Annotated in this window: 17 protein-coding genes, 2 tRNA genes, 1 other RNA gene and 1 pseudogene; 9 read left to right on the top strand and 12 right to left on the bottom strand. The window is 62.4% G+C overall.

The genetic code is table 11. The annotated features are described in order from the left end of the window. Nucleotides 1–88: 88 nt before the first annotated feature. A tRNA-Tyr gene (locus HGI47_RS10380) sits at nucleotides 89–174 on the bottom strand. A 173-nt stretch (nucleotides 175–347) separates the two neighbouring features. Here HGI47_RS10380 and rlmB point away from each other — a divergent pair. Further along, nucleotides 348–1,181, top strand: coding sequence for a 23S rRNA (guanosine(2251)-2'-O)-methyltransferase RlmB (gene rlmB, locus HGI47_RS10375; RefSeq protein ID WP_168852703.1), 834 nt, complete (start codon nucleotides 348–350; stop codon nucleotides 1,179–1,181). Nucleotides 1,182–1,201: 20 nt separating this feature from the next. Next, nucleotides 1,202–2,062 (top strand): hypothetical protein, encoded by an 861-nt coding sequence (locus HGI47_RS10370; RefSeq protein WP_168852702.1) that lies wholly within the window; start codon nucleotides 1,202–1,204, stop codon nucleotides 2,060–2,062. A 113-nt stretch (nucleotides 2,063–2,175) separates the two neighbouring features. Here the strand turns inward: HGI47_RS10370 and HGI47_RS10365 are convergent, their stop codons facing one another. Both HGI47_RS10365 and lon read right to left on the bottom strand, forming a co-directional pair. Then, nucleotides 2,176–2,448, bottom strand: a complete 273-nt coding sequence (locus HGI47_RS10365) for an HU family DNA-binding protein (protein ID WP_168852829.1) — start codon at nucleotides 2,446–2,448, stop codon at nucleotides 2,176–2,178. A gap of 246 nt (nucleotides 2,449–2,694) precedes the next feature. Next, nucleotides 2,695–5,100, bottom strand: coding sequence for an endopeptidase La (gene lon / locus HGI47_RS10360; protein WP_168852701.1), 2,406 nt, complete (start codon nucleotides 5,098–5,100; stop codon nucleotides 2,695–2,697). Between the two features lie 250 nt (nucleotides 5,101–5,350). Between lon and HGI47_RS10355 the strand changes: the two genes are divergently transcribed. Next, complete coding sequence (locus HGI47_RS10355; RefSeq protein ID WP_168852700.1) at nucleotides 5,351–6,340, top strand: hypothetical protein; 990 nt, start codon at nucleotides 5,351–5,353, stop codon at nucleotides 6,338–6,340. Nucleotides 6,341–6,347: 7 nt separating this feature from the next. On the opposite strand, the gene HGI47_RS10350 is transcribed toward HGI47_RS10355, so the two are convergent. The 3 genes from HGI47_RS10350 to HGI47_RS10340 all read right to left on the bottom strand — a co-directional run bounded on the left by HGI47_RS10350 (nucleotide 6,348) and on the right by HGI47_RS10340 (nucleotide 9,715). Further along, the gene (locus HGI47_RS10350; RefSeq protein ID WP_370521692.1) at nucleotides 6,348–7,415 is read right to left on the bottom strand and encodes a VacJ family lipoprotein; all 1,068 of its coding nucleotides are present in this window, start codon (nucleotides 7,413–7,415) and stop codon (nucleotides 6,348–6,350) included. A 138-nt stretch (nucleotides 7,416–7,553) separates the two neighbouring features. Beyond that, nucleotides 7,554–7,889, bottom strand: coding sequence for a YbaB/EbfC family nucleoid-associated protein (locus tag HGI47_RS10345; RefSeq protein WP_168852699.1), 336 nt, complete (start codon nucleotides 7,887–7,889; stop codon nucleotides 7,554–7,556). Further along, a complete protein-coding gene (locus HGI47_RS10340) occupies nucleotides 7,886–9,715 on the bottom strand; it encodes a DNA polymerase III subunit gamma/tau (RefSeq protein WP_168852698.1) in 1,830 nt (609 codons plus the stop codon). The genes HGI47_RS10345 and HGI47_RS10340 overlap by 4 nt, the downstream gene beginning before the upstream one ends. 98 nt (nucleotides 9,716–9,813) lie before the next feature. Between HGI47_RS10340 and HGI47_RS10335 the strand changes: the two genes are divergently transcribed. Beyond that, nucleotides 9,814–10,302, top strand: a complete 489-nt coding sequence (locus HGI47_RS10335; protein WP_168852697.1) for a DUF4188 domain-containing protein — start codon at nucleotides 9,814–9,816, stop codon at nucleotides 10,300–10,302. Here HGI47_RS10335 and ffs read toward each other — a convergent pair. The 3 genes from ffs to hrpB form a co-directional block, all read right to left on the bottom strand. Next, nucleotides 10,301–10,395, bottom strand: an RNA gene (ffs, locus tag HGI47_RS10330) — signal recognition particle sRNA small type. The genes HGI47_RS10335 and ffs overlap by 2 nt on opposite strands. Before the next feature lie 53 nt (nucleotides 10,396–10,448). Continuing rightward, entirely contained in the window at nucleotides 10,449–10,727 is a 279-nt protein-coding gene (locus HGI47_RS10325) for an ETC complex I subunit (RefSeq protein ID WP_168852696.1), read from the bottom strand. Nucleotides 10,728–10,759: 32 nt separating this feature from the next. Beyond that, nucleotides 10,760–13,210: an ATP-dependent helicase HrpB gene (hrpB, locus tag HGI47_RS10320; protein ID WP_168852695.1), complete on the bottom strand. Its 2,451-nt coding sequence runs from the start codon at nucleotides 13,208–13,210 to the stop codon at nucleotides 10,760–10,762. 98 nt (nucleotides 13,211–13,308) lie between these two features. Here hrpB and HGI47_RS10315 point away from each other — a divergent pair, with 98 nt between their 5' ends. Beyond that, on the top strand, nucleotides 13,309–13,455 hold the full coding sequence (locus HGI47_RS10315) for a hypothetical protein (protein ID WP_168852694.1): 147 nt from the start codon (nucleotides 13,309–13,311) through the stop codon (nucleotides 13,453–13,455). 2 nt (nucleotides 13,456–13,457) lie between these two features. Here the strand turns inward: HGI47_RS10315 and HGI47_RS10310 are convergent. Beyond that, nucleotides 13,458–14,423 (bottom strand): annotated as a pseudogene (locus HGI47_RS10310) (aldo/keto reductase). A 70-nt stretch (nucleotides 14,424–14,493) separates the two neighbouring features. Further along, nucleotides 14,494–15,507 (bottom strand): polyprenyl synthetase family protein, encoded by a 1,014-nt coding sequence (locus tag HGI47_RS10305; RefSeq protein WP_168852693.1) that lies wholly within the window; start codon nucleotides 15,505–15,507, stop codon nucleotides 14,494–14,496. Between the two features lie 99 nt (nucleotides 15,508–15,606). On the opposite strand from HGI47_RS10305, the gene HGI47_RS10300 reads away from it, so the two are divergent. Further along, nucleotides 15,607–15,897, top strand: coding sequence for a chorismate mutase (locus tag HGI47_RS10300; protein WP_168852692.1), 291 nt, complete (start codon nucleotides 15,607–15,609; stop codon nucleotides 15,895–15,897). 47 nt (nucleotides 15,898–15,944) lie between these two features. Here HGI47_RS10300 and HGI47_RS10295 read toward each other — a convergent pair whose 3' ends face one another. Further along, the gene (locus HGI47_RS10295; protein WP_168852691.1) at nucleotides 15,945–16,412 is read right to left on the bottom strand and encodes an Lrp/AsnC family transcriptional regulator; all 468 of its coding nucleotides are present in this window, start codon (nucleotides 16,410–16,412) and stop codon (nucleotides 15,945–15,947) included. A 259-nt stretch (nucleotides 16,413–16,671) separates the two neighbouring features. On the opposite strand from HGI47_RS10295, the gene HGI47_RS10290 reads away from it, so the two are divergent. The 3 genes from HGI47_RS10290 to HGI47_RS10280 all read left to right on the top strand — a co-directional run bounded on the left by HGI47_RS10290 (nucleotide 16,672) and on the right by HGI47_RS10280 (nucleotide 19,567). After that, entirely contained in the window at nucleotides 16,672–18,429 is a 1,758-nt protein-coding gene (locus tag HGI47_RS10290; RefSeq protein WP_168852690.1) for a sensor histidine kinase KdpD, read from the top strand. An 8-nt stretch (nucleotides 18,430–18,437) separates the two neighbouring features. After that, on the top strand, nucleotides 18,438–19,442 hold the full coding sequence (locus tag HGI47_RS10285) for a polysaccharide deacetylase family protein (protein WP_168852689.1): 1,005 nt from the start codon (nucleotides 18,438–18,440) through the stop codon (nucleotides 19,440–19,442). A gap of 48 nt (nucleotides 19,443–19,490) precedes the next feature. Further along, a tRNA-Ile gene (locus HGI47_RS10280) sits at nucleotides 19,491–19,567 on the top strand. Nucleotides 19,568–19,584 lie beyond the last annotated feature (17 nt).

Raw genomic sequence — 19,584 nt, 5'->3', positions numbered from 1 at the left:
ACAGCGTTGCGCAACCGAACCGCTCTTGCAAGCGAGTTTAATCATCCGCTTAAACGGGTGCTCGCATCAGATTTTTTGAAGGAGCCGGTGGTGGACAGGGCTGGATTCGAACCAGCGTACGCTCTCGCGGGCAGATTTACAGTCTGCTGCCATTAACCACTCGGCCACCTGTCCACACCAGTGCTGCCGGTGCCGGATTTCCCCGAAAGGAAAGCCGATTTTTTGATCTCCGAGGAGACCGTCCGGCCGAGAGGCGGTCCCTTTGGCGAAGCGACACTTGCCTGTCAATGGGCTGGCTGGCAAACGCGGCACGAATTTTCCAACAAGTTTGCAGAAAAGGTGCGCCGATGCCCCGTCAAGACGATCAACCCAAGGGCCGCGCACTGCGCGGGCGCGCCGGTCGAAACAAGGGCGGGCGCGGTTCGGGCCGCGGCAGTTCGGGCGCTATCCGCCTGTGGGGACGCCACGCGGTGGAAGCCGCGCTGACCAACCCGAACCGCGATGCGAAAAAGCTGTGGGGCACACGCGAGGCGATTCAGGCGATGCTTGATGATCACGACGCCGAACTGCCCTCGTCATTGCCGGTCGAGTATGCGCAAGCCGCAGATCTTGGCCGTCTCGTCGCCAAGGATGCGCCGCATCAGGGCCTTGTGCTTGATTGTGCGCCGCTTGATGATGTGGTGCTTGATGACATTCTCGACGAATCGGAAGGCCGCACCATCGTCGTGCTCGATTCGGTGACCGATCCGCACAATGTCGGCGCGATCCTGCGATCCTGCGCGGCGTTCGATGTTGCCGCGCTGGTAACGCAAGACCGTCATGCCCCGCCCGAATCGGGCACCCTGGCAAAGTCTGCATCCGGCGCGCTGGAAATTGTGCCGTGGGTACGCGTGGTCAATCTGTCCCGCGCGCTCGAACGCATGTCGGAAGAAGGCTATTGGCGTATTGGCCTGGACGGGGATGGCAAGGCCGTGTTCCCCTCGGCTCTCCCCGCCGGCCCTGTCGCACTTGTGCTGGGCGCAGAGGGCGAAGGCCTGCGCCACAATGTTGCGCAGCACTGCGATGCGATTGCCCGCCTGCCCATTGCCTCGGCAATCGAAAGCCTTAACGTTTCGAACGCGGCAGCAATCGCGCTCTATGCCGTGGCGACACGCGAAAGCTTAACTGAGCGCGAAGCTTGAGCTGCCAAGGGAGGGCAAACATGAATCGTCCGATCAAATTTGGCACGGCAGTTGCTGCCCTTCTCCTGCTGGCGGGTTGCCTGCTGCTGCCGGGCCGTTTCACGTCTGACGTCACGTTGCGCAAGGACGGTACGTTCAGCTTCGCTTACAAGGGCGATATCCACGTTCTCGCGCTGTCCAAACTCGCCGCTGAAGAGCGTGAGCGCAAGAACGCCAATGCGACATTCGAACCATCGACCTGCTATGACGATGACAGTGGCGATGAACGCGAATGCACGGCTGACGAGTTGACCGAACAGAAAAAGGTCTGGGAAGAGGACATCGCCGCCAGCAAAGCCGCTTCGGAAGAGAAGAAGAAGTCCGACGAGCAGATGATGAAAACGATGCTCGGCGGCATCGATCCGGCAGATCCGCGCGCAGCGCAGGAATTTGCAGACCGCCTTCGCCGTCAGAGGGGCTGGAAATCGGTGGTGGACAAAGGCGACGGGCGCTTTGAAGTGGAATACGCCATCAGCGGCAGACTAGACCACGATTTCAGCTTCCCGACAGTGGAAAAGCTGCCGATGGTCACCCCCTTCGTCACCATGATACGCCGTGCCGATGGCAGCGTCCGCATAGATGCCCCTGCCCTGACCTCGGCCTCCACCGGAACGCCATTCATGGGCATGGCTGCTGCCGTGGCTGACGAAAAGAGCGAAAAGGCCGGTGGCGACGGAATTCCTGTGCTTGATGGCGTGCTGACCATCGTGACCGATGGCGAGATTCTGGCCAACAACACCGATGAAGGCCCTGCAGCAAGCCCGGCCGGCAAAATGCTGCAATGGAAGGTCAACGCCCGCACCAAGGAAGCGCCAACCGCGCTGATCCGCATCACCCCCTGATCCTGCCCACGCGGCGATTTTGCAGCCCAAAAGAAAAACCGCCCCGGTCGGCCTGACAGGGGCGGTTTTTCTTTTGGGCTGCATCCCGCCGTAACGGGATCGATCCGCAGTATTCAGTTCACGGCGTCTTTCAGGCCTTTGCCCGCCTTGAATTTGGGCTGGGCTGATGCCTTGATCGACATGGGTTCACCAGTGCGCGGGTTGCGTCCAGTAGACGCCTTCCGTTTTGCGACGGAGAAAGTGCCAAAACCGACCAGGCGCACTTCGTCGCCGCCAGCCAAGGCACCGGAAATCGATTCGAACACCGCTTCAACGGCCTTCGTCGCATCACCTTTGGACAGGCCACTGACTTCGGCAACTGCGCCGATCAGATCGTTCTTGTTCATGCGGAAACCCCCTAAGTATTTTTTTGGGCCAAAATCTTGCGATTGAGAACTTCGGGATTGAATCGCCTTTCGCGTGCCGCGGAAGAGAGCCGAGAAAAACTCGACTGTCAAAGGCTAAAGCGACGGAATGGCCCCATTTTGCCCGCAATTTCGGCAGGTTGGCCGACAGACGAACGCCTTGCGCAATTTCCTTGCGCAAGGCGTTCCGTCAATTGCCGGTCACACCCGGCCCGTTCTCAACTCGCTTCAATGCGCGGTGGGCGATGTCATCGCCCCTGCAACGGCAGCGCTCGGCTGTGATGCAAGGTCATCAGCCTCGGTCCATTCGATCGACTGTGGCGCGCTGGTCAGCGCACGAGCGAGCACTTCATCAACATGGGCGACCGGCACGATGTCCAGACCTTCCTTGATGTTGGCCGGAATTTCGGCAAGATCCTTGCGGTTCTCTTCGGGGATCAGCACCGTTTTGATGCCGCCCCGCAGGGCCGCCAGCAGCTTTTCCTTCAAGCCGCCAATCGCCAGCACACGTCCGCGCAGCGTCACTTCGCCCGTCATCGCCACATCGGCTTTCACCGGGATGCCGGTCAATGTGGAGACCATCGCGGTTACCATGCCGATCCCTGCGCTCGGCCCATCCTTGGGCACTGCGCCTTCGGGCAAATGGATGTGCAGATCCTTGCGATTGAAAATCGATGGCTTGATGCCATAGGCGGGGCTGCGCGCCTTGACGAAGCTGAACGCCATCTGGACGCTTTCGCTCATCACCTCGCCCAGCTTGCCGGTGGTTTTCACTGCGCCCTTGCCGGGCACGGTCACGCTTTCGATCGTCAGCAGCTCGCCCCCAACTTCGGTCCAGGCAAGGCCGGTCACCGCGCCGACCTGATTTTCCTCGTCCGACATGCCGTGACGGAATTTGCGCACACCTGCAAAATCGGAAAGGTTTTCGGGCGTGATCGTCACGCTCTTGGTCTTGCCTTCCAGGATCTGACGCAGCGATTTGCGCGCCAGACGCGCCACTTCGCGCTCCAGCGTGCGCACACCGGCTTCACGGGTGTAATACCGGATCAGATCGCGCAAGGCTTCGGTTTCAAGGGTGAATTCCCCCTTCTTCAGCCCGTGCGCTTCCACTTGCTTGCGGATCAGATGGCGTTCGGCAATTTCGACCTTCTCGTCTTCGGTGTAGCCTTCAAGCCGAATGATCTCCATGCGATCAAGCAGCGGCTGCGGCAGGTTCAAGCTGTTCGCCGTGCAGACGAACATTACGTCCGAAAGGTCGAAATCAAGCTCAAGGTAGTGATCCTGGAACTTTGCGTTCTGTTCGGGATCAAGCACTTCGAGCAGCGCAGAGGCCGGATCGCCACGGAAATCCTGACCCAGCTTGTCGATCTCGTCGAGCAGGAACAGCGGATTGGCCGTGCCTGCTTTCTTCAGATTGGTCACGATCTTGCCCGGCAGTGAACCGATATAGGTCCGGCGGTGACCGCGAATTTCAGCTTCATCGCGCACGCCGCCCAGCGACTGGCGCACGAACTGGCGACCGGTTGCCTTGGCAATCGATTTGCCAAGCGAGGTCTTGCCCACTCCCGGAGGGCCGACGAGGCACAGGATCGGGCCTTTCAGCTTGTTGGTGCGCGCCTGCACCGCCAGATATTCGACAATGCGATCCTTCACCTTGTCGAGCGCATAATGGTCGGCATCGAGGATCGCCTGCGCCGCCGGAATGTCCTTCTTCAGCTTGCTGCGCTTGCCCCACGGCAGACCCAGCAGCACGTCGAGGTAGTTGCGGATGACGGTCGCCTCGGCGCTCATCGGCTGCATGGTCTTGAGCTTCTTCAGCTCGGCCTGTGCCTTGGCCTTGGCTTCCTTTGAAAGCTTCAGCTTGTCGATCTTGTCCTGCAGTTCGGCAAGTTCGTTTGCCTCTTCGCCATCGCCACCGCCCAGTTCGGACTGAATCGCCTTCAACTGTTCGTTGAGGTAATATTCACGCTGGGTCTTTTCCATCTGCCGCTTCACGCGGCCACGGATCTTGCGTTCAACCTGCAGTACGCCGAGTTCGCCCTCCATGAAGGAGAGCACCATCTCAAGGCGCTTCATCGGGTCGGATTCGGACAGCACCGTCTGCTTGTCGGCCACCTTGGCGGCGATGTTCGCCGCCACCGAATCTGCCAGCTTTCCGGCGTCTTCGATATCACCCAACTGTCCGCCTGCATCCTGCGGCAGCTTTTTGGAGAGTTTGGCGTATTCTGCGAACTGATCGACGACAGTGCGCATCATGCCCGACACTTCGGTGCCGGTGGTGATGACGGGTTCCTGCGCTTCGACCTGCGCCACCAGCATTGCGCCGTTGGCAGTCGTTTCCTCGCGCAGGCCTTCGAGCACGGCGCGATCACGCCCTTCTACCAGCACGCGCACGGTGCCATCGGGCAACTTGAGCAGTTGCAAGACACTGGCGATCACGCCGGTATCGTAAAGATCATCGCGATCAGGATCGTCACAACCCGGATCAAGTTGGGCGAGCAGGAAAATGTCCTTGTTGCCCGCCATCGCAGCTTCGAGCGCTGCCACCGATTTTTCACGCCCGACAAACAGCGGTACGACCATGCCGGGGAACACCACGATATCGCGAAGGGGAAGCAGGGGGTAAAGATTCATGCGAAGTTCGTTCCGTCCTGCCGGGCAGGCCGCCCGGCGCTTTTTCGGGATATGGGGACCGCATCCGCTTGCCGCAATGCCTTTTGCCACTTCGGCTGTGGATCATTGGCCGCACCGTGCGCCACCAATCGCTGCAATTTGCGTAAACCCAATCTTAGGTATGTTCCCTCATAAAAGCGCAGGATAGCCGGGGTCGCCTGCCAGAATGCTCAGAACAAGAACAACGCTGGTTGTCGGCGCAGGGGCGAGCATGGAGCTGCAGTTCCCGTCCAATGCCGAACTGCTGGCGCGCATCATTCAAGGCTACGACTTCAAGCGCGCCGGGTCTGACACCTCAACCCGCGATGGCCAGTTGCTGCTGCGCAATATCTACAAGCTGGCCGAACGGCTGCACAAGCCGGTCGAAGAGATTGCCGCCGCAGCCGAACGTCTGCGCAATGCCTGTCGCCTCGGTCGGTCGGTCGATAGTGTGCTGGAACAATACGATCACGATCCGCTCGTGCTGGCTTGCGGCAAATTGGCGATCACCTTTTTCATGGGACAGGCCGAATCCCGTTCGAGCCTGAAAGAGGCCCCGCGCGTGGCGGGCGAACTGCCGTTGCAGGGCAAAGTTGCAGAACACTGGGTCTATCAGCTGGGCCAGCTTGTCACATCAGGCGTGCCGCGCAGCCGGATCGGCCATACGCTGGAACAACTCACCATCGTCAATTTCAACTACGACCGTTCGATCGAGCATTTCCTGCCCTACGCGCTGGTCATGGCCTATGGCATCGAGCTGAAGGAAGCGCAGGAAGTGATTGCCGACAAGCTGGATGTGATCCACCCGCACGGCATGATCGGACGTCTGCCCTGGCAAAAGGGTGAAGCGCCGCAAGCCGAATGGGGCGTGGAGCAGCCGTGGAACCTCCATGCCATTGCCGCACAACTGAAATCGCTGGCCGAACGTAGCGCGGATCGCAACGCCGTGCGCGATCTGCGCCTTGCCGTGGCCAATGCCAAGCGGCTCGTATTTCTCGGCTTTGGCTTTCAGCCGCAGAACCTCGACCTGCTGTTCGAGAACACCTTGTCGCACAATCCCGAAGTGCTGGTGTCCACCCACGGCATGAGTTCGGGCAATGCCGCCACGGTTGCCCACATGCTGCGCCGCCTTGCGGGCCTTGAAAGCGACGAACAACTGATGATCGCACCGGTCAAGGCATGGGAACTGCTGCGCGACTATTCACTTCTGCTGGAAAGCTGACCGGCGATCAGTATCCGGCCGGAAGCGGCTGTACCACGGGTTCGGACACGAACACCGGAGCAGGCACTGGTGGTGGCACGGCAGGTGCGGCATCGACAACAGGCGCAGACATGGCAGATGGCGGCGGTGTTGGCGTCAGTGCCGGAAGCACCACCGATCCTTCCTTCTGGAAATCCGCCCTGCCCCGAAGCGCGTCGATCTCTGCCTGGCGCGTCTTCAGATAGAGTTCGCGATAGCTGGCGTAAGGATTTGATTCCTCGCGAATACGCTTGAACAGCGCATCGTTCTCCACGCGCTCGTCCAGCGAACGGATCACGAAGCTGCCGTAAACGTATCCCGGATGGCGCAGCGGCCCACCCACCGCGAACGGCAGCAAAAACCGGTCCAGGGTCAGGCCCACGACATCGCGCAACGTCGTCGGCCCGACCAGCGGTAGGAACATGTACGGTCCGGGACCGATGCCATAATAGCCAAAGGTATAGGCAAAGCCGTTGCGGCGATACGGAAGGTTGAACGGCTTGGCCTTGGCCACGTCGATCAGCCCGCCGATGCCTACGGTAGAATTGAGCGCAAAGCGGCCCAGCGTTTCCGCGGCCTTGCCCGGCTTCAACTGCAACATGAAGTTGATTGCAACGATAGGCTCGGTCAGGTTGCGCAGAAAATTGCGCAGGCCCGACCTTACCGGCCGGGGCAGCGCTTTCTGATAGGTCATCGCGATGGGCGCGATCACCGCGTCGTCCACGGCCTGCACCGCTTCGTAAGACGCCTGATTGACCGCCTGCATCGGGTCCTCCTTGGGCGTGCGGGCGCCTGAGACGACGATGGCCGTATCATCCTGCTCGATCTGGTCGAGCGAGGGCGGCGCAGCTTCCGGCGCAGTACCATAACCAGGCTGCGGCAGAACGATCACGGGCGCTGCCTGCTCTGGCGCAATCGGAACCTGCGGCACCCCATCGGGATGCGCAGCCCCTTCCAGAGCCTGTTCGGCACCGGTAGGCGCAAGCATGGCATCCGCCATATCGGAGCCTGCGCCGCCGGGCATCACAATCAGGGCAGCGCTGGCAAGCAAAGTCACGCTCAAACGAGGATTCCTGTCCGGTTCATCGATCTATGCCCCTGCCTTGGCTGGCAAATCAGCCAATCGCAAGACGTTCGTTACGGAATCCTGACCAGACCGGACCCGGAACCCGATTGCCTGAAATCGCGTGACTTTTCAGAACGGCAATTTGAAGCCCGGCGGAATACCCGCCGCCATCTGCACTTTCTGCATTTCTTCCGCCGCAACGGCATCAGCCTTGCCGCGCGCATCGTTGAACGCGGCGGCAACCAGATCTTCCAGAATGCCCTTTTCCGATGCGGCCAGCAGGCTGTCATCAATCGACACGCCGATCACACGCCCCTTGGCCGAGGCGCGGATTTTTACCAGACCGCCACCAGCCGCGCCTTCAACTTCGATGCTGTCCAGCGTCGACTGGGCATCTTCCATCTGCTTCTGGATGGTCTGTGCCGCTTTCTGTGCGGCCTGGATCATCTCTTCCATCGACTTCATGCGCGTTTGCTCCAGGGTCTTTTTTCGTGCTCTCGCGAGCTCTCTTCGTCGACGATCACCGCGCCCGGAAAGGCTTCCAGCGCGGCCTTGACCAGCGGGTCTTCCATCATCGCGGCATCGGCAGCAGCGGTTTTTGCCGCCTTCGCCTCTTCCAGACTGGGCAGGGCATCGCCCTCACCCCGCTCGACGATCCAAGCCTCACCAGTGACATGATTCAGCGCACGGCGGATATCCGCCGCCGGGTCGCCGGGCAAGCCCGGCACGAATTGATAGCGCAGCAATCCCGCGTGCAGTTCAACCACCCGCACGCCCAGCCGCATCGTCGATCCGACAAGCGGAGAAACGTGCTCCACCTTTTCGACCAGCGCTTGCCAATCCGCCGTGGTCGTGGGGGGAGACGCTGCTTGCGCCACCGGCATCTGCCCTTCGCCACTGTCGCTGACCGGGGTGGCAATTGCCGGCCGGGAAGCCAGCTCTTCCAGCTTTTTCACCAATCCGCCGGGATCGGGCAGATCAGCCGCGTGCATCACCCGCAACAGCGCCATCTGCGCCGCGACCAGCGGATCGGGCGCAACTTTCACTTCTTCATAGCCTTTGAGCAGCAGTTGCCACAACCGGTGCAACTGCCCCGCCGAAAGCGCCTTCGCCCAGGCTTCCAGCGCATCACGCTCTTCGGTGGAGCGAACGTCCGGGCCGATCCCGCCGATCTGCGTCACGGTCACGCGGTGAACCACGTCCATCTGCGCGCGCATCATCGCGATGGGTTCGATCCCCAGCGCATACTGCTGCGCCACCTCGGCCAGAACCACCTCGCCCTTGCCCGAAAGCACGGCTTCCAGCAGGCGGCGCTGCATTGTCTTGTCGGCAAGGCCCAGCATCTGTCGCACTTGCTCGGCCATGACGCGGGTCTTGCCATCGTCGCTTCCGACCAGATCGGCGTGGCTGATCGCCTGATCGAGGATCGACAGGCCATCGCGCACCGATCCTTCGGCAGCAGCCGCGACCATTGCCAGCGCTTCGGCCTCGGCCTCGACGCCTTCCTTCCCGCAAATCATGCCGAAATGGCTGGCAAGCAGCGGGGCCGGGATTCGCTTCAAGTCAAACCGCTGGCAGCGCGAAAGCACCGTGACCGGCAGCTTGTCCACCTCGGTGGTGGCAAACAGGAATTTCACATGCGCGGGCGGTTCCTCAAGTGTCTTCAGCAACGCATTGAAAGCATTGCGCGACAGCATGTGAACTTCGTCGACGATATAGATCTTGTAACGCGCCGATACCGCAGCGTAGCGCACCGCCTCGATGATTTCGCGCACGTCATCGACACCGGTGTTCGATGCGGCGTCCATCTCGATCACGTCGATATGGCGGCCTTCGGCAATCGCACGGCAGGGTTCGCACACCCCGCAAGGGTCAATCGTCGGCCCGCCCTGCCCATCCGGCCCAATGCAGTTCAGCGCTTTGGCAATCAGGCGGGCGGTAGAGGTCTTGCCCACACCGCGCACGCCGGTCATCAAAAAGGCATGGGCCAGCCGGTCACGCTTGATCGCGTTGGCCAGCGTCTGGACCATCGCATCCTGCCCGATCAGTTCGGCAAAAGTCTGCGACCGGTATTTGCGCGCCAGCACGCGATAGGGCTGCACAGAAGGGGCTGCGGGCGCTTGTGCCTGAACGGCAGGCGGCGTGGTTTCACGGACCGGCTCCGCCGGCGGAGGCGTGGGCGCAGGATCGCCAAACATCGAGCTTTGCCCCGCCGCTTCCAGTTCGGCGGCAGAGGGTTCGTTCTCCTCTTCCGGCAGAGGATCGCCAAACATGTCGGTGGAATCAGCCATCGCCGCCCTAGGTAGGCGCTTGAACCGCGATTGTCGAACGCGACCATACCCGGAAACGGTGGATTGACTCATAAGTTGCAAAATGCAACTTTCAACACATGAGCACGATTACGCCCGGCCGCTTCACCGCCGACTTCAACCAATCGCTGGTGGTTTTCGTCATCGGAATGCGAATCAACCATTTCCGCAAAGTGGGCAAATGGCTTCCCGTTGCGCGCGCAATGGGTCCGATGATCGAAGAACTCTCGCGCCATCCCGAAAGTGGTTTTCTCGGCACCGAATTCATGCTGCGCAACCTGCGCACGGTGGTTCTGCTACAGTACTGGCGCGATTTCGATAGTTTGGAGGCTTACGCGCGTGATCGCGACCAGAAGCATTGGCCAGCGTGGGTTTCGTTCAACAAGGCCGTGGGCAGCGACGGCACCGTGGGGATCTTTCACGAGACCTACGCCGTCTCAGCCGGAGCCTATGAGACGATCTACGGCAATATGCCGCCCTTCGGCCTCGGCAAGGTCGCCGGGCTGGTGCCTGCCACGGGATCGCGCAATGAAGCGCGTTCGCGCATGAAGGCCGCAACTGAAGGGTGAAAAAGGAGCCGGCCGACCCGCCGCAACCCGTTGTGGCTGCTTCCTTCCGGACCTGACCAGGTTGGCGGACGCAAACGTCCGACCGACTCCCGGTGCGGCCTATGGCGGCGAAGCGGGGACTTGTCCAGCCCCCAGCCTCGAACAACCTACCTGAAATTATCCGCGTAGCTTTGCAGCTTCAGCTTGCGTGGCGGGGTGGGGATAACGCGCGCTTCGATGCCATAGCGGTCGGCATAAGCCTGCGCTTCGTCCTGCGATCCGAACGAGAGCGCCACTTGCGCCTGCGTATCGCCGGAACCAGCCCAACCCATCAGCGGATCGGGGCGCTTAGCCTCTGCAGGTTCGAATTCCAGAAGCCAGTCGCTGGTCCGGGCCTTGCCGGACTGCATGGCATTTTTCGGGCGCTGATAGATGCGTGCTGACATACCTCGCGCTTTCGGGCGAATCGCACCGCAAATCAAGTCCGCTTTGTTGCGTTGAACGCATTCTTTGTCTTGAGACTGGGGTCTTCGGCCCAAGGCTCGTCCGGCCAGCGGTGTTTGGGGTAACGCCCCTTCATGTCCTTCACCACATCGCGCCACGATCCGCGCCAGAAACCGGGCAGGTCCGCCGTGGTCTGGATCGGCTTGCCGCCGGGGCTGGTCAGGCTGAGCAATAGCGGTTTGGGCGGCTGCCCCACGCAGGGATGCTTCTCCAGCCCGAAGAGCGCTTGCACTCGCAATTCCACGCACGGCCCGCCTTCGTGGCCATAATCGATGGCGTGGCTGGTTCCAGCCGGAGAGCGGAACTCCGCCGGAGCCAGCTTATCCAAAGCCTGCCGCTCGTTCCAATCGAGCCGGTTGGCCAAAGCCTCATGCAGCTTGCCCGCGCCGATCTGCAAATCGCGCCGCCCTGCCAGCAGCGGCGCCAGCCAGCCCTCCAGCGAATCGATCAGTGCAGGCTCGGACAATGCCTCCAGTCCGGCATAGCCCGCCCGCACGATCAGCGCCTTGGCCGCCTCCGCCAGCGGCAGCATGTCCAGTCTGCCTTCGCGCACCACTGCGATCAGTTTGGCCACCACAGCATCGCCATCCGGTTTCGGATCAGGAACCCGCGCCAGCACGATTGCCCCAAGCCTGCGCTCCAGCCGCGCCTCCACCCGGCCCTCGCCCGCGTTCCACGTCAGCGAATGCCGTTCTTCGATACGGTGCGAAAGGTGACGTGTAACCTCCTCATCCTCCAGCGCAATCGCTGCGGTAATCCGCGCACCTTTGGCCTCCCCCTGCGCATCCCCGATGACCAGCCATTTTGCCGTGGCGAGCGGCGATGCGGGATCGAGCCGATAGCCGCGCCCGCCCGACGCCAGCCATTCCTCGCCCGAAGCGCCGCGCGCCCGCGCGATCCTGTCGGGGAAAGCCTCAGCCAGCAGCACGCCCAGCGGAACCTCTGCCGCCCTGCCGCGCACCACCAGCTTTTCCGCCATGCTGGCCCAGCGTGCCGCCAGCTTGCGCGATCCTTCAGCGCGGCTCCCGCGTTCACTCGCCCAGCGATCCAGCCGCCGCGCCAGATCCTCTCCGCGCCCGCCAAGGCCGCGCTCCTGCAACAGCAGCGCCAGCCGCGCGGCCTCCTGCGCCTGCCCGCGCTCTGCCGCAAACAGCAGCATATGCGCCAGCGCTGGCTCCATCGGCAACCGCGCCATCGCCCGTCCGTGCGGGGTGATGCGTCCTTCGGCGTCCAGCGCGCCTAATGCCTGCAAGGCCCCACGCGCCGCCGTCATTGCAGCCATCGGCGGCGGATCTAACCACGCCATCGCAGCCACATCCCCCGCGCCCCACTGCGCCAGCGTCAGCGCCAACGGGGCAAGGTCGCTCGTCACCACCTCAGGCGGATCGAAGGCAGGCCGTCCAGCGTGTGCCGCCTCTTCCCACAAGCGATAGGCCACCCCCGGTCCCTGCCGTGCCGCGCGCCCTGCCCGCTGCGCGGCTGAGGCTTGACTCGCCCGCATGGTCACCAGCCGGGTCACGCCCGCAGTTTTGTCAAACTCCGCCCGGCGCGAAAGCCCAGCGTCCACCACCACCGAAACGCCATCAAGCGTCAGCGAGGTTTCGGCAATGCTCGTCGCCAGCACGATCCTGCGCCGCCCCTGAGCATCGCGCCGGATCGCCGCCCGCTGACCGGCCGGTTCCACCTGCCCATGCAGCGGCAGCACCAGCGCCTGCGGCAAGCGCTCCGCCAGCATATCTGCCGTCCGCTCGATCTGTGCAACGCCCGGCAGGAACGCCAGAATATCGCCCTGCTCCTCGCGCCACGCGGTCTGGATTGCGGATGCCATCGCGGCCTCGATCTTCACATCGGGCCGCGCGCCCAGCCATTTCACCGCCAGCGGATGCGCCTTGCCCTCGCTTTCGACTACTGGTGCATCCCCAAGCAACGTAGCAAAGCGCGAGCCGTCTATCGTGGCAGACATGACGACGATCCGCAGTTCATCGCGCAACACGCATTGCGCTTCCACCGCCAGCGCCAGCCCCAGATCGCTGTCGAGATGCCGCTCGTGCGCTTCGTCAAACAGCACGGCAGACACGCCCTGCAATTCCGGGTCGTTCAGGATTGTCGAAACGAAAATCGCCTCGGTCACCACCAGCACGCGGGTTTTCGCGGATCGTTTGGCGTCAAGGCGAGTGACATAGCCGATGGTCTGCCCGGCCTCTTCACCCAGCAATTCGGCCATGCGCTCTGCCGCAGCGCGCGCCGCTACGCGCCGGGGAGACAGCACGATCACTTGTCCGGTGCACCACGGTTCCTGCAACAAGGCCGGGGCAACCGCCGTCGTCTTGCCCGCGCCCGGCGGCGCGATCAGCACGGCGCCCGGCCCCGCTCGCAACGCAGCAAGCAGGTCGGGCAGCACAGCATGGATCGGAAGGTCGCTCACGGCTTGCGCCTTACCGGCCTTTGCTCGTCCAAGGCAACGATTTGCCTGATCGCCCGTTCAGCTTGGCGAGAGGCGCAGAGTGCAATAGAGCCAATGGCATGAAGACCACGCTGGAATTCGTGGTGGCGCTGACCACCGGCCTCCTGTTCAGCGGGGCCATGATCGGTGCTGTAGTTCTTGGCATCGGCGCTATCTGCGGTGGTAGTTGCTGGCTCTTGTGGCGGCGCTTTGGCCGCCGCAAATAGCATCAGCCCATCGGATAGGGAATTTCGCGGCTCACCACGTTGATCGCCTTCAGCACCTCGTCCGGCAGTACCAGATCGGCAGCCGCGAGGATCGGATCGAGCTGATCTTCCGCCCCCACGCCAACAATCGTCGAAGCAACGAAGTCGTGCTGCTTCGACCAGGCAACTGCCATCGTCACTGGATCCATTCCTGCTTCCTGCGCGATGCCCATGAACCGTTGAGTCGCCGCCAGCGACCTCTCGTTCACAAAGCGCTTGCCCATCTGCGCCTGCCGCCCTTCCATCGCCAGATAGCGTGAGAACCGCGCGCCTTCCGGCCGTGCGCCGTCCTGATACTTGCCAGACAGAACACCGCCCGCAATCGGCGAATATGGGATCAGGCTGACCCCTTCCTTGCGGCAGACTTGCGCCAGTTCATCTTCGAACCGGCGGTTGTTCAGGCTGAAATTGTTCTGAATGGTCTGATAGCGCGCGGTGCCCAGACGCTCTGCAACGGAGAGCGATTTCATCAGGCCCCAGCTCGTCTCGTTCGAACACCCGGTAATGCGCACCTTTCCCGCACGCACCAGCTCGTCGAGCACTTCCATCGTCTCATCATAAGGCGTGTCATGGTCGGGCCAGTGCGTCTGGTAGAGATCGACATAATCCGTACCGAGCTTCTTCAAACTCGCATCCATCGCCGCCTCGATATTGCGTCGGTCCAGCGCGGTCATGCCATTGCGGCAGGGAGATCGGAACTACACGTGGCTTGGCCCGGAAACCTTGGTTGCCAGAATGATCGCGTCGCGCGGCTTGGTTTTGAGCCACTTACCGACGATTTCCTCGGTCCGCCCCACCCACTTCACGTCGGATGGCACCGGATAACCTTCTGCCGTATCGAAGAAATTTATGCCTGCATCATAACTGCGGTCCAGCACGCGCAGGGCTTCGGCCTCATCCACCTGACTGCCGAACGTCATCGTCCCCATGCAGATGTCCGAAACGACGATGGCCGACCGGCCCAGACGACGATGCTGCATCAGGCGCTCTCCACAAAAATCAGAATCTCCGCGCCACCGCAAAGAGCGCCGCTTCCGTCATCGCCGTCTTGGCTGCACTGGCAGGAAATCCCGCAATCGCATCAATCGCGCGCTGCGCATACATCCGCGCCCGTTCGCGCGTGGCGTTCACCGCATCGTGGCGGCGGATCAGTTCGATGGCGTGGCCAAGATCGGCGTCAGACGAACGGTCCCCCGCAATCGCTTCCTGCCAGAACTTGCGCTCATCCGCATCGCCGCGCGCATAGGCAAGGATCACCGGCAAGGTCATCTTGCCTTCGCGGAAATCGTCGCCCTGATCTTTGCCCATTTCGGCGGCATCCGAATCATAGTCGATGGCATCGTCTGCCAGCTGAAACGCGATGCCCAGATTGCGGCCATAGGAGTCAAGCGCCAGCTCATCCGCCTCAGGCCGTTCGGCCACCACGGCAGCGATGCGGCACGCGGCAGAAAACAGCGCCGCCGTCTTGGCTGCGATAATGTCGAGATACATTTCCTCGGTCGTGTCGATCTGGCGCTGCGCGACCAACTGATCCACCTCGCCTTCCGAAATCACCGCCGAAGCGTTTGAAAGAATGCGCAGGACTTTCAGCGAGCCATCTTCGACCATCAGTTCGAAGCTGCGGCTGAACAGGAAATCGCCCACCAGCACGGTCGCCGGGTTGCCATAGACGATGTTGGCGGTCTTTTTCCCCCGCCGCATGTCGGATCCATCCACCACATCATCGTGCAGCAAAGTAGCCGTGTGGATGAACTCCACCGCTGCCGCCAGCTTGTAATGACGGCTGCCGCCGTATCCCAGCAACGATGCGCTGGCGAGCGTCAGCATCGGACGCATCCGCTTGCCCCCGCCGGCGATTAGGTGCCCGGCCAGCGTGGGGATCAACGGGATGCGCGATTGCATCCGGTCAAGGATCACGGCGTTGACGCTGTTCATGCCCTCGGCAACGAGAGCCATCATCGGCGCGAGCGAAGGTTCCGCCTTGCGCGGCAGGGTGTGGACGGTCGCAGTCATCTTGGGCACCGCTTGGCGGCAAGGGCGGCGCTTGGCAAGACGCAACTTGCACTGTAGCGGCCTTATCCATCCGAGCAGACCAATGGATGGGGTAGGTTGATGAGCGAAGATACGGTTCTGGCAGGCTATCGCCAGTCCATCGACAATATCGATGCAGCGATGATCCACATCCTGGCCGAACGCTTCCGCATTACGCAGGCCGTCGGCGCTTATAAGGCCACGAACAAGCTTCCCGCGTCAGACCCCGGCCGTGAGGAACGCCAGATCGCCCGCCTGCGCAAGCTGGCCGAGGACGCGAAGCTGGACCCGGAATTCTCCGAAAAGTTCCTCCGGTTCATTATCGAGGAAGTCATCCGGCACCACGAACGCGCGGCATCTTCGTCTGCCTAAAGTCCGAAGCGAAAGCCCATCCTGGCTTTCGCTGCTGCACCGGCGGCTCAATCCTCCAGCGGCACCCCCGGCACCTGCTTGGCCGTGCGAATCGTGAGCGACGTCTTCACGCTCGCCACGTTGGGCGCTGGCGTCAGCTTGCTGGTAAGGAATTCCTGAAAGCTTTGCAGATCGCGGCTGACAATCTTCAGAATGAAGTCGATTTCGCCGTTCAGCATATGGCATTCGCGCACTTCGGGCAGTGTGCGCATGTGCTCTTCGAACTGGCGCAGCGATTCCTCGGCTTGGCTTTTCAGGCTGACGAGGGCGAAGACGGTGATCGCAAAGCCCAGCTTGGACGAATCCAGATCGGCGTGATACCCCCGGATCACACCCGCATCTTCCAGCGCGCGCACCCGACGCAGGCATGGCGGCGCGGTCAAACCCACGCGCTGCGCCAGTTCGACATTGGTCACGCGGCCCTCTGCCTGCAGTTCGGCAAGGAGCCGCCGGTCAATACCATCAAGGGTTGCCATGCTTCGTTCGTTCGTCCGTTTCGCTAAAGCCCGCTCGGGCGTTTCGGAAAGAAGCGTGAATCGCAACTTTCCGCACAAATCAGCATCCTCAAGATAATTTTATTGTTTCATAGTGCAAGCGTGCCACATTGCAACGCAGTGGATACCTATCTTTCCGGTATGGCCACACTTTGTTAGCCTTATGAAGACTATAGCGGGGTTCCGGTGCGCAGCGCCGCAATTATGCCCAATACAACTTCTTCACCTGTGCGGAGCGTGAATGATCGTCGATGACCGTCTCGAAACCGTGCTGCGCACCAACGTGGCAGGAAAGACGGCGGCGCGCACCCAGTTGCGACAACTGGTCGATCTGCTCGGCATCGTGCCACTTGCGCAATGGAACGCGCGCCACGCCACCGCGCTGCAACGGGTCGATTCGCTGGCATCGCACCTCTCTGATGAAGAATGCGCCGCCGTTCTGCGCGGCGTGCCGCACAGTTCCGCAGTGCTGGTCTATCATTTCGCGCAGAAAGCACCGCGCACGGCCTCCGCCGCGGTCGCCTCCGCCCGGCTGACTGATGAAGACTGGCTGGCCCTGATTCCTCGCCTGCCCACCATCGCACGCGGCTTCGTGCGCCATCGCAGTGATCTTGGCGCATCGGTGCGCAAGCTGCTCTCGCAACTGGGCGTCGACGATTTCCTGCTGCCAGAACCGGCCCGCACCCAAGTCAAACCTGCGCAAGTCGCGGTCACTGAGGCGCCCCCTGCGCCGCCACAGGCATCGCAGCCGCCACCACCAACGCCCGATGCCCCGCTGCCAGAACTGCACCCTGATGTGGCAGACGGCATCGGCGCAATCGTCCGCCGGATCGAGGCCTTCAGGGCCAAACGCAAGGAACGCGACGCAGCCACCAGCGAAGCCCCCGGTCAGGCTCGCGCCGATGGCGTAGCCCCTCGCCTGCCCTTTGCCGAAGAACCCGATGCCGCGCGGCCCACACCGCTTTCCATCGACCTGCGCACCGATGCGCTCGGCACCGTCGTTCACGCCGCCATTGATCCGCCCGGAATGCTGGTCGGCGCCGCCGCATTCTGCGCCGATGATTCCGCCCCCGTCCATTGCGACAAGGCGATGATGCAGGCCTTCCGCCATCGCCAGCCGATCAACGCCGGGCAATTGCAGATCGATGGTGCACCGATGGTCGCCGGCGCTTGGCAGGCCGATGGCATGCCGCTGTTCGCGCCCGATGGTGGCCGCTTCACCGGCTACCTGCTGCGCCTGCGCCGTCCGCTCGCACTCGCGCCTGCCGCACCTGTTGCACCACCAACCCCGGCCTCGGACGAAGCCGACCGCCTGCGCCAGTTGCTCCACGAATTGCGTACCCCGATCAACGCGATTCAGGGCTTTGCCGAAATGATCCAGTCGCAGGCGCTGGGCAGCACCCCGCACCAATACCGCGCGATGGCCGCCAGCATCGCGGCTGACGCGGCCCAGATCCTCGCCGGGTTTGAAGAAGTCGAACGCCTCGTAAAGCTTGAAAGCCGCGCCCTCACCCTCGATCCGGGTGAAGCCGATGCCGCCCAAGTGGTTGCCCGGCTGATCGATCAGGTGACGCCGGTCTTCGCCGCGCGCAACGTCCGCCTGGCCATCGATGTGCCTTCAGCCCCTCTGCCCGTCGGCATGGCAGCAGACGAACTCGAACGCTCGGTCTGGCGTGTGCTGTCCGTCATTGCCGCCAGTGTCGCGCCGGGCGAGCGGCTGACCATTGCGCTCGAAACCGGCGACCAAAACGCACACCTCGCCATCGCCCTGCCCGCCGCGCTCTACCGGCTCGATGACACCGCCCTGTTCGCACCCGATGTCTCTGGCAATTCTGGCTCGTTCGCTGCCCCGGCCATGCTTGGCAACGGCTTCGCCCTACGCCTCGCCCGCGCGGAATTTGAAGCAGCGCACGGCGTGCTGTTGCGTGAAGGCGAACGTCTGACGATCATGCTGCCCCGCGCCGATATCCCGGCACCGGCATCAGCGGTTCAGGGCTGATCCGCCGCATGGTCACGCCAGCCGAAGTTCTTCGTATGCCTGGCGACGCCGATTTCGTGCGTTTCGCGCCCTCATTCGGCACCCGCTTCATCCTGACCATCGACACCGAAGAGGAGTTCGATTGGTCGAAGCCGCTGGACCGCACCAGCCACGGCCTTGATCACGTTCCTCGCCTCGCCAAGTTCCAGCAGTTCTGCGAAGGCCTTGGCGTCGTCCCGATCTACCTCGTCGATTATCCGGTGGCGAGCGATCCGCGCGCTGCCGAAGTGCTGGCCGATGCCGTCGCGCATGGCCGCGCGGAGATCGGCGTGCAGTTGCACCCGTGGGTCAACCCGCCGCACCACGAAGACGTGACCGTCCACAATAGCTTTGCGGGTAACTTGCCGCCCGATCTGGAACGCGCCAAGTTCCGCAAGCTGCGCGATACCATCGAACACGCTTTCGGCGTCGGCCCGGCCATTTACCGTGCCGGACGCTATGGCGTGGGGGCCAACACGGCGGGCATCCTGTCCGAATGCGGCATCGCCATCGACACGTCGGTCCGCGCGAATTTCGATTACAGTTCCAGCGGCGGCCCCGATTTCCACCTGCACCCCCTGCGCCCGTGGTGGATAGACAAGCGCAACGGGCTGATAGAAGCGCCGCTGACCACGGTCTTCTCCGGGCCGCTAAAACGCTTTGGCAAGCACATCTATCCGCTTATGTGGCGCGTGCCCCGAATGCGTGGCGTGCTGGCAAAACTCGGCCTGCTTGAACGCATCTCGCTAACCCCCGAAGGCATCACGCTGGACGAGGCAAAGCGCGGCATCGATGTGGCGGTTGACCTCGGCCTGCCACTGCTGGTCCTGTCGTTCCACAGCCCTTCGCTCAGCCCCGGCCACACGCCCTATGTCCGCAATGACGAAGACCTCGACCTGTTCTACGATTGGTGGCGCGGCGTCTTCGCACATCTCGAAACCCACGGCATAAAACCCGCCTGCGTGCGCGATATCATCGAAGCGGCAGAAGTCTGATCAGGCGTCTTGCCAAGCGCTGCCTGCATCTGTAGCGGGAAGCGCGATGGGCCTGTAGCTCAGTTGGTTAGAGCTGGCCGCTCATAACGGCTAGGTCGCGGGTTCAAGTCCTGCCGGGCCCACCATCACCCCTCGCTCACTA

The sequence above is a fragment of the Novosphingobium sp. ERN07 genome (assembly GCF_012641335.1).
Taxonomy (GTDB): Bacteria; Pseudomonadota; Alphaproteobacteria; order Sphingomonadales; family Sphingomonadaceae; genus Novosphingobium.
Note: the sequence above shows the minus strand (reverse complement) of the source record. Positions and strands in the feature narration are given on the sequence as shown.

Coding starts and splice junctions, on each gene's coding strand:
- HGI47_RS10345 (WP_168852699.1), bottom strand. CDS start 7,889: ATGAAGTCGATGGAAGAGATGATCCAGGCCGCACAGAAAGCGGCACAG.
- HGI47_RS10325 (WP_168852696.1), bottom strand. CDS start 10,727: ATGTCAGCACGCATCTATCAGCGCCCGAAAAATGCCATGCAGTCCGGC.
- HGI47_RS10315 (WP_168852694.1), top strand. CDS start 13,309: ATGAAGACCACGCTGGAATTCGTGGTGGCGCTGACCACCGGCCTCCTG.
- HGI47_RS10290 (WP_168852690.1), top strand. CDS start 16,672: ATGATCGTCGATGACCGTCTCGAAACCGTGCTGCGCACCAACGTGGCA.
- HGI47_RS10305 (WP_168852693.1), bottom strand. CDS start 15,507: ATGACTGCGACCGTCCACACCCTGCCGCGCAAGGCGGAACCTTCGCTC.
- rlmB (WP_168852703.1), top strand. CDS start 348: ATGCCCCGTCAAGACGATCAACCCAAGGGCCGCGCACTGCGCGGGCGC.
- HGI47_RS10285 (WP_168852689.1), top strand. CDS start 18,438: ATGGTCACGCCAGCCGAAGTTCTTCGTATGCCTGGCGACGCCGATTTC.
- HGI47_RS10355 (WP_168852700.1), top strand. CDS start 5,351: ATGGAGCTGCAGTTCCCGTCCAATGCCGAACTGCTGGCGCGCATCATT.
- HGI47_RS10365 (WP_168852829.1), bottom strand. CDS start 2,448: ATGAACAAGAACGATCTGATCGGCGCAGTTGCCGAAGTCAGTGGCCTG.
- HGI47_RS10340 (WP_168852698.1), bottom strand. CDS start 9,715: ATGGCTGATTCCACCGACATGTTTGGCGATCCTCTGCCGGAAGAGGAG.
- lon (WP_168852701.1), bottom strand. CDS start 5,100: ATGAATCTTTACCCCCTGCTTCCCCTTCGCGATATCGTGGTGTTCCCC.
- HGI47_RS10295 (WP_168852691.1), bottom strand. CDS start 16,412: ATGGCAACCCTTGATGGTATTGACCGGCGGCTCCTTGCCGAACTGCAG.
- HGI47_RS10335 (WP_168852697.1), top strand. CDS start 9,814: ATGAGCACGATTACGCCCGGCCGCTTCACCGCCGACTTCAACCAATCG.
- HGI47_RS10370 (WP_168852702.1), top strand. CDS start 1,202: ATGAATCGTCCGATCAAATTTGGCACGGCAGTTGCTGCCCTTCTCCTG.
- HGI47_RS10300 (WP_168852692.1), top strand. CDS start 15,607: ATGAGCGAAGATACGGTTCTGGCAGGCTATCGCCAGTCCATCGACAAT.